Origin of the sequence: Azotobacter bryophylli (assembly GCF_042643485.1) — a bacterium.
Lineage (GTDB): Bacteria > Pseudomonadota > Gammaproteobacteria > Pseudomonadales > Pseudomonadaceae > Azotobacter > Azotobacter bryophylli.
Window position 1 is genome coordinate 1 of sequence record NZ_JBHRSJ010000001.1, and the last position, 11443, is coordinate 11443.

At 65.9% G+C, this 11443-nt stretch carries 12 protein-coding genes; 7 read left to right on the forward strand and 5 right to left on the reverse strand.

Annotation, left to right across the window (positions count from 1 at the left end):
- Nucleotides 1-224 precede the first annotated feature (224 nt).
- From aspA to ACFOJE_RS00020, 4 genes are all read left to right on the forward strand, one after another.
- The gene (aspA, locus tag ACFOJE_RS00005; protein ID WP_377812169.1) at nt 225-1649 is read left to right on the forward strand and encodes an aspartate ammonia-lyase; all 1425 of its coding nucleotides are present in this window, start codon (nt 225-227) and stop codon (nt 1647-1649) included.
- Nucleotides 1650-2419: 770 nt separating this feature from the next.
- Complete coding sequence (locus ACFOJE_RS00010) at nt 2420-3733, forward strand: OprD family porin (protein ID WP_377812170.1); 1314 nt, start codon at nt 2420-2422, stop codon at nt 3731-3733.
- Between the two features lie 135 nt (nt 3734-3868).
- Nucleotides 3869-4513, forward strand: a complete 645-nt coding sequence (locus tag ACFOJE_RS00015) for an MBL fold metallo-hydrolase (RefSeq protein WP_377812171.1) — start codon at nt 3869-3871, stop codon at nt 4511-4513.
- 84 nt (nt 4514-4597) lie between these two features.
- The gene (locus ACFOJE_RS00020) at nt 4598-5323 is read left to right on the forward strand and encodes an OmpA family protein (RefSeq protein WP_377812172.1); all 726 of its coding nucleotides are present in this window, start codon (nt 4598-4600) and stop codon (nt 5321-5323) included.
- Between the two features lie 75 nt (nt 5324-5398).
- On the opposite strand, the gene pta is transcribed toward ACFOJE_RS00020, so the two are convergent.
- The 3 genes from pta to ACFOJE_RS00035 are packed head-to-tail and all read right to left on the reverse strand — an operon-like array spanning nt 5399 to nt 9004.
- Nucleotides 5399-7483 carry a phosphate acetyltransferase gene (gene pta / locus ACFOJE_RS00025; RefSeq protein WP_377812173.1) on the reverse strand — a complete coding sequence of 695 codons (2085 nt, stop codon included), beginning with the start codon at nt 7481-7483 and terminating at the stop codon, nt 5399-5401.
- A gap of 13 nt (nt 7484-7496) precedes the next feature.
- A complete protein-coding gene (locus tag ACFOJE_RS00030) occupies nt 7497-8693 on the reverse strand; it encodes an acetate kinase (RefSeq protein WP_377812174.1) in 1197 nt (398 codons plus the stop codon).
- Entirely contained in the window at nt 8693-9004 is a 312-nt protein-coding gene (locus ACFOJE_RS00035) for a DUF3565 domain-containing protein (protein ID WP_377812175.1), read from the reverse strand. The genes ACFOJE_RS00030 and ACFOJE_RS00035 overlap by 1 nt, the downstream gene beginning before the upstream one ends.
- A gap of 23 nt (nt 9005-9027) precedes the next feature.
- Between ACFOJE_RS00035 and ACFOJE_RS00040 the strand changes: the two genes are divergently transcribed.
- Nucleotides 9028-9513: an FKBP-type peptidyl-prolyl cis-trans isomerase gene (locus ACFOJE_RS00040; protein WP_377812176.1), complete on the forward strand. Its 486-nt coding sequence runs from the start codon at nt 9028-9030 to the stop codon at nt 9511-9513.
- Between the two features lie 85 nt (nt 9514-9598).
- Entirely contained in the window at nt 9599-10081 is a 483-nt protein-coding gene (locus tag ACFOJE_RS00045; protein ID WP_377812177.1) for a glutathione peroxidase, read from the forward strand.
- 46 nt (nt 10082-10127) lie between these two features.
- Here ACFOJE_RS00045 and mscL read toward each other — a convergent pair whose 3' ends face one another.
- Nucleotides 10128-10538, reverse strand: coding sequence for a large-conductance mechanosensitive channel protein MscL (gene mscL / locus ACFOJE_RS00050; RefSeq protein WP_377812178.1), 411 nt, complete (start codon nt 10536-10538; stop codon nt 10128-10130).
- Nucleotides 10539-10672: 134 nt separating this feature from the next.
- Between mscL and ACFOJE_RS00055 the strand changes: the two genes are divergently transcribed.
- On the forward strand, nt 10673-10927 hold the full coding sequence (locus tag ACFOJE_RS00055) for a YdcH family protein (RefSeq protein WP_377812179.1): 255 nt from the start codon (nt 10673-10675) through the stop codon (nt 10925-10927).
- A 36-nt stretch (nt 10928-10963) separates the two neighbouring features.
- On the opposite strand, the gene ACFOJE_RS00060 is transcribed toward ACFOJE_RS00055, so the two are convergent.
- Complete coding sequence (locus ACFOJE_RS00060) at nt 10964-11398, reverse strand: CopD family protein (RefSeq protein WP_377812180.1); 435 nt, start codon at nt 11396-11398, stop codon at nt 10964-10966.
- Nucleotides 11399-11443 lie beyond the last annotated feature (45 nt).

Genomic DNA, 11443 nt, shown 5'->3' on the forward strand with positions numbered 1-11443 from the left:
CCTACTACAACGTGCTGCGCATCCTGGTGCCGCTGACCGTGCCGGACGAACAGCTCGACCACGGCCTGGCCCTGCTCGCCGAGTGCTTCGACGAGCTGGACTGACGCCGGCCAGCCGGTAAGAGAGGAGGGCGGTCCGTCCCCGGGCGGCCTCCCTCCACCCAACAGCTGCGCGGCCCCGCGGGGCCGCCGGCTTGCCCAGCGTTTTCGGAGTCCGAATCCGTCATGTCGTCCGCAGTACCCTTCCGAATCGAAAAAGACCTGCTCGGCACCCTGGAGGTCCCGGCCAGCGCCTACTACGGCATCCAGACCCTGCGGGCGGTGAACAACTTCCGCCTGTCCGGCGTGCCGCTGGCCCACTACCCGAAACTGGTGATCGCCCTGGCCATGGTCAAGCAGGCCGCTGCCGACGCGAACCGCCAGCTGGGCCACCTGGGCGAGGACAAGCACGTGGCCATCAGCCAGGCCTGTGCGCGCCTCGTCCGCGGCGAGTGCCACGACCAGTTCGTGGTCGACGTGATCCAGGGCGGTGCCGGCACCTCGACCAACATGAACGCCAACGAGGTGATCGCCAACCTGGCGCTGGAAGCCATGGGCCACGCCAAGGGCGAGTACGGCTTCCTGCACCCGAACAACGACGTGAACATGGCGCAGTCGACCAACGACGCCTATCCCACGGCGATCCGCCTCGGTCTGCTGCTCGCCCACGATGCCCTGCTGGCCAGTCTGGACAGCCTGATCCAGGCCTTCGCGGCCAAGGGCGAGAAGTTCGCCGCGGTGCTGAAGATGGGGCGCACCCAGCTGCAGGATGCGGTGCCCATGACCCTCGGCCAGGAGTTCAACGCCTTCGCCAACACCCTCGTCGAGGACCTGGACCGCCTCAAGCGCCTGGTGCCCGAGCTGCTCACCGAGGTCAACCTCGGCGGCACCGCCATCGGCACCGGCATCAACGCCGACCCGCGCTACCAGAAGCTGGCGGTCGAGCGCCTCGCCACCATCAGCGGCCAGCCGCTCAAGCCCGCCGCCGACCTGATCGAGGCCACCAGCGACATGGGCGCCTTCGTTCTGCTCTCCGGCATGCTCAAGCGCACGGCGGTCAAGCTGTCGAAGATCTGCAACGATCTGCGCCTGCTCTCCAGCGGTCCGCGCACCGGTCTCAACGAGATCAACCTGCCGCCGCGCCAGCCGGGCAGCTCGATCATGCCGGGCAAGGTCAACCCGGTGATTCCCGAGGCGGTCAATCAGGTGGCCTTCGAGGTGATCGGCAACGACCTGGCCGTGACCCTGGCGGCCGAGGCCGGCCAGTTGCAGCTCAACGTCATGGAACCCCTGATCGCCTACAAGATGTTCGACTCCATCCGCCTGTTGCAGCGTGCCATCGACATGCTGCGCGAGCACTGCGTGGTGGGTATCACCGCCAACGCCGAGCATTGCAAGGCACTGGTCGAGCACTCCATCGGACTGGTCACCGCACTCAATCCCTATATCGGCTACGAGAATGCCACGCGTATCGCCAAACAGGCATTGGAGAGCGGGCGCGGAGTGCTGGAACTTGTACGGGAAGAGCAACTGCTCGACGAGAAGTTGCTCGCCGATATATTGCGGCCGGAAAACATGATCGCGCCGAGACTGGTGCCTTTGGCCGGCTGAGAGAATGGTTGTTCGAACGTTTCTCGATATGAAGTTGTTGGCTTCGATGTTGTTTGGCTCGAGTGGTTTTTAACTTTGACTGCTGGCTTCTTTTGGTTGGGGGAATTGCTCGTGGTTATGTCTTTCTTGCGTCGATGATAATCGGCTGAAGTTTACCGCTGGTATTTGTTCGCATGGCTTTGGCTTGATGTCGGGTTGTCGTGCTGCATCGGTATTGCCATAAACAATAAAATTGCAGGGGGCATCCTTCCGTTCCGGAAAGGCATGTCCCGAGATATTCGGCGATTGTACGGCGGGGCTGGTGCCAAGTCCCGTGTGGCGGCAGGTTGTGTCGCTGAAATCCTTGTATTTGCTGGGTTTAGTGCCTCTTTGCGTTCGGGTTTCGCCCTGCGGATATTCCCCGTGGAGTGTCCGTCGGTGGTTCCGTGCACGCTATTTTTTCGTCCCTTGATAAGAGCGGTGTGGCCGCCGCCTCATGTCTGACAGTCTAAGGATCGCCAACTTCTCCAAGTGGGCAGCCGGATTGCTTGGCCGCAGCTTCCGCTAAGTTCGCTGTTTATCGAGATGGATGATTAAAGTTTGGTGCATGAAATTGCGTGAGTGCTTTCTTTTAGGGCTGAAAGTTGTGCGTTTCCCTGTTTGGGTGGCTCTTTTTATATGGCATGGAAGATGCTTTTCAGGAAATGCATGAATCGGTGATTCCAAACTCTGTGCTCGTCGTGAATATCCGAAAAGTCTTCGCCAGCATCTCGATAGAAGGAGCGATGTGAATGAAAGCAATTAAGTGGAGTCTTTTTGCTGCGGCAATTGCTGGCGGCGACATACAAATAGCCATGGGGAGCCAACAGTCGGAAGCGAAGGGCTTTCTGGAAGACGGCCAGATCAAGCTGACCAACCGCAACTACTTCTTCAACCACGACAAGAAGGAGGGCCGCCAGGATGCGAGCGACTGGGCCCATGCGTTGATGCTCAACTACCAGTCCGGCTACACCCGCGGCCTGGTCGGCTTCGGCGTGGACGCCTTCGCCTACGGCGTCCTCAAGCTGCACGAGTACGGTCGCGGGGGCGGTAACGTGATGATCGACAACAAGGGCGATAGCCACTCCTTCAGCCACGTGGGCGGCGCCGCCAAGGTGCGCCTGTCCAACACCGTGCTGAAGTACGGCATCATGCAGCCGATCACCCCGGTGTTCGCCGCCGGCGGTCTGCGCATCCTGCCGGAGACGGCGCAGGGTTTCCTGCTGCAGAGCTCGGAACTCTCCGCCCTGTCGCTCCAGGCTGGCCATTTCACCGCCGCCACCGGCTGGCAGGACAACGGCAACCACGATCCGATCAAGACCGCCTACGGCGTGACGGAAGTGGACAGCGTCAGCTTCGTCGGCGGCGACTACACGGTCACCAAGAACCTGAGCGTCTCGCTCTACGCCTCGCGCTTCGAGGATGTCTGGCGCCAGTACTATGGGAGCGCCAGCTATATGCTGCCGATCAGCGGCAACCAGGCGCTGAAGTTCGGCTTCAACCTCTACCGTACCCTGGACGAGGGGCGGGCCAAGGCGGGACAGATCGACACCACCGCCTGGTCGCTGGCGGGCGCCTATACCCTGGGCGCGCACACCTTCAAACTGGCCTATCAGAAGGTCCACGGCGACGAGCCCTTCGACTACGCCGGCTTCGGCGACCATGCCAACTACGGCGACTCGATCTATCTATCGAACTCGGTGCAGTACTCCGACTTCAACGGCCCCGGCGAAAGGTCCCTCCAGGCCCGCTACGACCTGGACATGGGCACCTTCGGCTTCCCCGGTCTGAGCTTCATGGCCCGCTACCTGCACGGTACCGGCATCGACGGCACCCACGCCGACCCGCACGGCGCCTATGCCGGCGCCTACGGCAAGGGCGACCGGGAACGGGAAACCGACGTGGAGATGAAGTACGTGGTGCAGAGCGGCCCGGCCAAGGACCTGGCCTTCCGCGTGCGCCAGGCCTGGCACCGCGGCGACCGCTCCACCGGGGGCACCGTCAACCAGTTCCGTCTGATGGTCGAATACCCGTTCGATCCCTATGCGGCCATGGCGCGCCACTGAGGCGGCGCGCCCTGACATAACGACGTGAGGCGGCCGGCGTCGAAGGCGTCGCCGCTGGCGGGGCTTTCCTCCCGGGCGTTGCCATCTCGAGGGCGGCTGTGCCAACAATGGGCGACCGATTCCATTGGAGCCCTTATGGACGCCGCACGACCCGCCCTCATCCGCGAAACCTTCCCCGTCGGGCCTTTGCAGTGCAACTGCACCATCATCGGCGACCCCGTGAGCAAGAAGGCCATCGTCGTCGATCCGGGCGGCAATCCAGAGACGATCATGGCGCGCCTGGATAAGCACGGGCTGAAGGTGGTGAGCATCATCCACACCCATGCCCATCTCGATCATTTCCTCGCCGCGGGGAAGATGAAGGAGCTGACCGGCGCCACCCTGCACCTGCACCAGGACGACCAGTTCCTCTGGGACGGCCTGGAGATGCAGTGCCAGATGTTCGGCGTGCCCTACACGCCGGTGCCGGCGCCGGACCGCTGGCTGCAGGACGACGAGGAGCTGGCCTGCGGCTGCGGCGTGGCACTGCACACGCCGGGGCATACGCCGGGGTCGATGAGCTTCTGGTTCGCCGACGCCAAGCTGCTGATCGCCGGCGATACCCTGTTCCGCCGCGGCATCGGCCGCACCGATCTGTGGGGCGGCGACTATCCCACCATCGAGCGCTCGATCCGGCAGCGTCTCTACACCCTGGACGAGGAGGCCACCGTAATCACCGGTCACGGGCCGGAAACCCGTCTGGGCGACGAGATGCGGGAGAACCCTTTCGTTCGGGCCTAGAACGGCTCACGGAATCTTTTGGCGTTACCGTGGTCTAACCGACCCTAGCCCAGGGCTGAAGAATATTCCAAGGAGTAGTACCGAATGTTTATTCCCTCTCGCCTGTTGATCGCCGCGGCCGCCATGTCCCTGCTGGCCGGTTGCGCCACCAACAATCCCTATCAGGATCAGTCCGGGCAGACCGGCATGAGCCGTACCGCCAAGTACGGCGGTCTGGGTGCCCTGGCCGGCGCAGCCGTCGGCGCGATGATCCCCGGCGACCACCACGGCCGCAACGCGCTGATCGGCGCTGCGGTGGCGGGGACCGCCGCGGCCGGTTACGGCTACTACGCGGACAAGCAGGAGGCCCAGCTGCGCCAGCAGATGGCCGGCACCGGCGTCGAGGTACAGCGCCAGGGCGACAACATCACTCTGGTCATGCCCGGCAACATCACCTTCGCCACCGATTCGGCGGACATCTCCAGCGACTTCTACGCCCCGCTGAATAACCTGGCGACTTCCTTCAAGCAGTACGACCAGAACAGCATCGAAATCGTCGGTTATACCGACAGCACCGGCTCCCGCGATCACAACATCCTCCTGTCGCAGCGTCGTGCCCAGAGCGTGGCCAACTACCTGCTCTCCCAGGGCGTGAACGGTGCGCGGGTCACCACCCGCGGTGCCGGTCCGGATCAGCCGGTGGCGAGCAACGCCACCGAAGCCGGCCGCGCGCAGAACCGCCGCGTGGAGGTCAATCTGCGTCCGTTGCCGGGCGCCCAGGTCTCCCAGCCGACCACCCAGCCGACCACCCAGCCGCTCACCCCGCGCTGAGTCGCAGGTAGAGCCTGAGAAAAAGCCCGCCGTTCGGCGGGCTTTTTCGTTGGTGCGGGATGCCTGGCGGATCGGTCAGGGGGCGGCGTTTTCGGCAGCCGCGGCCTGGATCGCCGTCAGGGCGATGGTGAAGACGATGTCCTCGACCAGCGCGCCGCGCGACAGATCGTTCACCGGCTTGCGCAGCCCCTGCAGCATGGGGCCGACGCTGACGCAGTTGGCGCTGCGCTGCACCGCCTTGTAGGTGGTGTTGCCGGTGTTCAGGTCGGGGAACACGAACACCGTGGCGCGGCCGGCGACTGGGCTGTTCGGCGCCTTCTGCCGGCCGACGCTGGCGATGGCCGCGGCGTCGTACTGCAACGGGCCGTCGATGCACAGATCCGGCCGCGCTAGCCGGGCCAGGCGGGTGGCCTCGCGGACCTTCTCCACGTCGGCGCCGGTGCCGGAGTCGCCGGTGGAGTAGCTGATCAGGGCCACCCGCGGCGGGATACCGAAGGCTTCCGCCGAGGCGGCGCTCTGCAGGGCGATGTCGGCCAGCTCCTCGGCGCTGGGGTCGGGGTTAACTGCGCAATCGCCGTAGACCAGCACCTGATCCGGCAACAGCATGAAGAACACCGAGGACACCAGCTTGCAGCCCGGCGCGGTCTTGATCAGCTGCAGGGCCGGGCGCACGGTGTTGGCGGTGGTGTGCACGGCGCCGGAAACCAGCCCGTCCACCTCGTCCAGAGCCAGCATCATGGTACCCAGCACCACGTTGTCCTCCAGCTGCGAGCGGGCCATGGGCGCGGCCAGGCCCTTGTTCCGCCGCAGCTCGACCATGGGCTCGACGTAGCGTTCGCGAACCCGCTCCGGATCGAGGATTTCCAGCCCCGCCGGCAGCTCGATGTCTTGCGCGTGGGCCACCGCCTGCACCTCTTCGGGTCTGGCCAGCAGCACGCAGCGGGCGATGCCGCGCTGTGCGCAGATAGCGGCGGCCTGCACGGTGCGCGGTTCGCTGCCTTCCGGCAGGACGATGCGCCGGTTCGCCGCCTGGGCCCGGCTGACCAGTTGGTAGCGGAACGCTGCCGGCGACAGGCTCAGCTCCCGCGGCGTGCCGCAGCGCTGGAGGAGCCAGGTCTGGTCGAGGTGGGCGGCGACGAATTCGCTGATCTGCTCGGCTCGCTCCAGGTCGTCCAGGGGAATCTCGTGATCCAGGCGATCGAGCGCCTGCAGGGCCGCGTAGGGCTCTTCGGCCACGCTGAGCAGCGGCAGGCCGCCGTTCAGGGCCGGACGGCAGGCTTCGAGGACCTGCGGCTCCGGGATCGGGTCGCCGCACAGCAGCAGACCGGCCAGCGGCACGCCGTCGAGACTGACCAGGCCCGCGGCGAGGATCACGTCGTGGCGGTCGCCCGTGGTCACCAGCAGGGTGCCGGGCTTGAGCCTCGGCAGCAGGGCGGGCACGCCGCCGCTGCACAGCAGGCTGCGCTGGACCCGGCGCTGGCGGTAGTCGCCGGCGTTGAGCAGGTGCGCGCCGAGCAGGTCGGCGATGTCGCAGGTGCGCGGCGTGCCCAGTTCGTCGTGCCGGGGGATGCAGCCGAGCAGGCGCAGGGACTTGCCCAGCGCTTCGGCTCGGTTCAGGGATTCGGCCAGCGCTCCTGGCGGCACCTTGTTGAGGATCGCCCCGACCACCGGGGAGTCCGGGCCGGCGCCGAACAGGCGGGCCTGGATCTCCAGGCGGTCGCGCAGTTCCTCCAGGCATTCCTCGGTCGGGGTGGAGACCAGGATCACGTCGGCGTTCAGGCTGCGCGCCAGATGGCCGTTGAGCCGCGTCGCGTAGCCGACCTGGGCGCTCGGCACCAGGCCTTCGACGACCAGCACGTCGTGGTCGCTCTCCATCTGCTGGCGGCGGCTGACGATGTCCTCCAGCAGTTCGTCCAGCTGGCCCTTGCCGAGGCGCCGCTCCACCTGGGCGAGCGGCAGGGGCGAAGGCGGGTTCAGGTGGTGGGTGCGGGCGACCAGGGCGGTGGAGCGTTCCGGGCCCCGGTCGCCGGATTCCTGCTGGGCCACCGGCTTGAAGAAGCCGACCTTCAGGCCGTGGCTCTGTAGTGCATGGACCAGTCCGAGGCTGACGGAGGTGAGGCCGACGCCGTAGCCGCTGGGGGCGATCAGAAAGGTCTGCATGGGAATCCCTCGTTTAGTGGACACCTCGGTCGAGCAGGGCGAGGGTGTCCAGGGCGATCTGCTTTTCCTCGTCGGTGGGGATCACCAGGAGGCGCGGATGGCCGTGGGCGTTGATCGCCCCGCTGACGCCGGAGACGCAGCGGGCGTTGGCGATTTCGTCCACGGCCAGGCCGAGCAGCGGCAGGTAGCCGATGGTCTTGGCCCGCACCAGCGACGAGTTCTCGCCGATGCCGCCGGTGAAGACGATGCCGTCCAGACGGGGCAGGGCGCAGGCCATGCTGGCCAGCGACTTGGCCAGGCGGTAGCAGAACACCTCGATGGCCAGGGTCGCCTCGGGATGGCCGTTGACCCTGGCCTGTTCCAGGCTGCGCATGTCGTTGGACAGGCCGGATAGACCGAGCAGGCCGCTCTCCTTGTTCAGCATGCGGTCGATCCGTTCCAGACTCCAGCCGAGGGAGAGGGCCAGGTGGCTGTGCAGGTTGGGGTCGATGTCGCCGCTGCGGGTGCCCATCACCAGGCCCTCCAGCGGGGTCAGGCCCATGCTGGTGTCGCGGCTCTGGCCGTTGACGATGGCGCAGGTCGAGCAGCCGTTGCCCAGGTGCGCGCTCAGCCAGCTGCTGTCGCCGAGGTCCAGGCCGGTGAATTCCGCCGCACGCTGGCTGACGTAACGGTGGCTGGTGCCGTGGAAGCCGTAGCGGCGCACGCTGTGATCGCGATAGAGATAATGCGGAATGGCGTAGTGGAAGGCGTGCGCCGGCATGCTCTGGTGGAAGGCGGTGTCGAACACCGCGACCTGCGGCAGGCCGGGGAACAGCTGCATGGCCGTCTCGATGCCGAGCAGGTTCGCCGGATTGTGCAGCGGCGCCAGCGGTATGGTGGCGCGGATCGCCTCGATCGCCTGGGTGTCGATCAGGCAGGACTGGGTGAAGTGCTCGCCGCCGTGCACCACGCGGTGGCCGATGCCGTCGAGCTGGCCGCCGCAGGCTTCCTCCACCAGGGGCAACACGGCCTCGAGGGCGGCATGGTGTTCGGCGCCGGGCAGTTCGCGGTGTTGCTGAACGTCGCCATGCCACCAGCGCAGGGCCGCCTCGGGGCTGCCCAGGCGCTCGGCCTTGCCGCTGAGCAGGGGATAGGAATGCGCCTGGCTGATCAGGGCGAATTTGATCGACGAACTGCCACAGTTGATCACCAGGATATTGCGAGTGGCCATCAGTCCTCCTTGGGTTGTTGTTTTGGTGCAGACCGTCGCCGGTCTGCCGTTTCTTCGGCCTTCAGGCACCAGCCGCAGGGGAAGGGCCGGCCCAGCATCTGCCGGCGTCGCTCCGGGTCGAGTACCCAGGCGCGGTTCTGCCAGGGCGGCTGGTGGCGAAGATGCTGAGTATGGCCGCAGGACATGACCGCCACCCAGTTACCTTCTTCGTCTTGACGAAATTCCACCAGGCGGGACGGCCCGGCCCGCTCATCCACGCTTGGTTCGCTTTCCCGCAGCGGCGCGGTTAAACTCGGCTCTTCATTACTCATATTCTCGCAGAAGGTTCGCCCCCATGCTGATCGCCCCGAACAAGGCTGTCTCCATCGACTATACCCTGACCAATGATTCCGGTGAGGTGCTCGACAGCTCTGCCGGCGGTCAGCCGCTGGTCTATCTGCACGGTGCCAACAACATTATCGTCGGTCTGGAGAAGGCTCTGGAAGGCAAGCAGACCGGCGACGAGCTGAACGTCTCCGTCGAGCCGGCGGAAGCCTACGGCGAGTACAGCCCGGAACTGGTCGCCACCCTCAACCGCGCCATGTTCGAAGGCGTCGACGAACTGGCCGTGGGCATGCAGTTCCATGCCTCGGGCCCGGACGGCAGCATGCAGATCGTCACCATCCGCGATCTGGACGGCGACGACGTGATTGTCGACGGCAACCACCCGCTGGCCGGCCAGCGCCTGAACTTCAAGGTCAAGGTGGTCGACGTGCGCGATGCCAATCCGGAAGAGATCGCTCACGGTCACATCCACGGCGCCGGCGGTCATCACCATTGATGGCTAGCTGCTAAGCTGAGCGGGAAAATACGAAGAAAAGGCGCCGGTTGGCGCCTTTTTTGGTCTCAAACAGGGAGAGTCGCCCATGAGTGCTTTTCATGATCAGACGTTGTGCGGCCTGGACGGGCAGGATCTGCCGCTGGCACCGTTGAAGGGCAAGGTGGTTCTGGTGGTCAACGTCGCCTCCAAGTGCGGCCTGACGCCCCAGTACGCCGGACTGGAGAAGCTCTACCAGCAGTACAAGGACCGGGGCTTCAGCGTACTGGGCCTGCCGTGCAACCAGTTCGCCGGCCAGGAGCCGGGCAGCGAGGCGGAGATCCGCGAATTTTGCCGACTCAATTATGGCGTGACCTTCCCGCTCGCCAGCCGGATCGAGGTCAACGGTCCCGGCCGACACCCCCTTTACCGCCTGCTGGCGGGCGAGGGCGCCGAGTTTCCCGGCGACATCACCTGGAACTTCGAGAAGTTCCTGCTGGGCAAGGACGGACGCGTGCTGGCGCGCTTCTCACCGCGCACCGCGCCCGACGATCCGGCCCTGATCCAGGCCATCGAGAAGGCCCTGATCTGAATGGTTGCGGCCGGGCGGGGCGGCTGTCTGGCGCGTCCCCGTTCCCTCAGGGCCTGTTCCGGGCCTTGAGCAGGTCGCGGATCTCCTCCAGCAACTGCTGATCCCGGGTCGGCGCCGGCGGTGCGCTGGGCGCCTCGGCCTCCTTGCGCTTGAGCTGGTTGATCGCCTTGACGCCGATGAAGATCGCGAAGGCGACGATGAGGAAGTCGATCACCGTCTGGATGAACTTGCCATAGGCCAGCACCACCGCCGGCGCGTCGCCCTGGGCGTGCTTGAGGGTGATGGCGAGGTTGGAGAAGTCCACCCCGCCGATCAGCAGGCCGAGCGGCGGCATGATCACGTCGCCGACGAAGGACGAGACGATCTTGCCGAAAGCCGCGCCGATGATGATCCCCACGGCCATATCCACCACGTTGCCCTTCACCGCGAAGGCCTTGAACTCGTTCAGCATCCCCATGGCTGTCTCCTTGCTTCCCAGGTGATCCGTCAAGTGTAAGTCAATGCCGCCGGGCCGGCACTCCGCGGGGTGGGGCAGGGGCCGGCATGGGCTGCTATGGTGAAAGCAATCCGGATCTGAGAGGAGGGCCACCCATGTATGTCGCACCCCATTCCCTGACCAGAGACTTTCCGGAGCTGCAGGAACAGATGAAGCAGCTGCGCCAGACGGACGCCACCTTCGCCCGCCAGGTGGAGCAGTACGAGGACCTGGACAAGCGCATCAGCCGTATCGAGAGCGGCACCGAGAACCTGGACGACCTGGCGCTGCAGACCCTCAAGCACGAACGGGTGGCCCTGAAGGACAGCATTTCCGACAAGCTCAAGGCGGCCAGTGCCGGCGGCCGCTGAGGCCGCTCCCCCGGCGGGCTCATTTGCCCTGACGCCCTACAGCAGCCCCCCGTAGCGGAACCCGGTCCCGGCCCAGGCGAAGGCCACCGCGGTCAGGGTGATCAGCAGGATGTGCAGGCCGAGCCGCGGCAGGCTCTGTGCGTCCAGCCGGGGGATCAGCGCCAGCCGGGCGTGGACGCCGAGGGCGGCGGTGAAGGCCAGGAGCAGCAGCTTGGCCTGGATCACGCGGGCCAGCGGCAGGTCGGAGAACCAGAGGTCGTGGGGCAGCCACAGGCTCGCCAACCACAGTCCGCTGACGACCTGCAGCAGCAGGGCGGGGATGCCGATGCGCTCGAAGATGCCTTCGAAGGCGCGCACCGGTTGCGGATCGCGCTGGCGCAAGGCCTTCGGCAGCACGCCCAGCAGCAGCACCAGATGGCCGCCGACCCAGACGCTGGCGCCGAGCAGGTGCAGGAACAGCAGTATTCGCATGTCGTCTTCCTTCTTGTGGGGAGCGCCAGTGTGCACCGAATGGCG

Coding starts and splice junctions, on each gene's coding strand:
- aspA (WP_377812169.1), top strand. CDS start 225: ATGTCGTCCGCAGTACCCTTCCGAATCGAAAAAGACCTGCTCGGCACC.
- ACFOJE_RS00010 (WP_377812170.1), top strand. CDS start 2,420: ATGAAAGCAATTAAGTGGAGTCTTTTTGCTGCGGCAATTGCTGGCGGC.
- ACFOJE_RS00015 (WP_377812171.1), top strand. CDS start 3,869: ATGGACGCCGCACGACCCGCCCTCATCCGCGAAACCTTCCCCGTCGGG.
- ACFOJE_RS00020 (WP_377812172.1), top strand. CDS start 4,598: ATGTTTATTCCCTCTCGCCTGTTGATCGCCGCGGCCGCCATGTCCCTG.
- pta (WP_377812173.1), bottom strand. CDS start 7,483: ATGCAGACCTTTCTGATCGCCCCCAGCGGCTACGGCGTCGGCCTCACC.
- ACFOJE_RS00030 (WP_377812174.1), bottom strand. CDS start 8,693: ATGGCCACTCGCAATATCCTGGTGATCAACTGTGGCAGTTCGTCGATC.
- ACFOJE_RS00035 (WP_377812175.1), bottom strand. CDS start 9,004: ATGAGTAATGAAGAGCCGAGTTTAACCGCGCCGCTGCGGGAAAGCGAA.
- ACFOJE_RS00040 (WP_377812176.1), top strand. CDS start 9,028: ATGCTGATCGCCCCGAACAAGGCTGTCTCCATCGACTATACCCTGACC.
- ACFOJE_RS00045 (WP_377812177.1), top strand. CDS start 9,599: ATGAGTGCTTTTCATGATCAGACGTTGTGCGGCCTGGACGGGCAGGAT.
- mscL (WP_377812178.1), bottom strand. CDS start 10,538: ATGGGGATGCTGAACGAGTTCAAGGCCTTCGCGGTGAAGGGCAACGTG.
- ACFOJE_RS00055 (WP_377812179.1), top strand. CDS start 10,673: ATGTATGTCGCACCCCATTCCCTGACCAGAGACTTTCCGGAGCTGCAG.
- ACFOJE_RS00060 (WP_377812180.1), bottom strand. CDS start 11,398: ATGCGAATACTGCTGTTCCTGCACCTGCTCGGCGCCAGCGTCTGGGTC.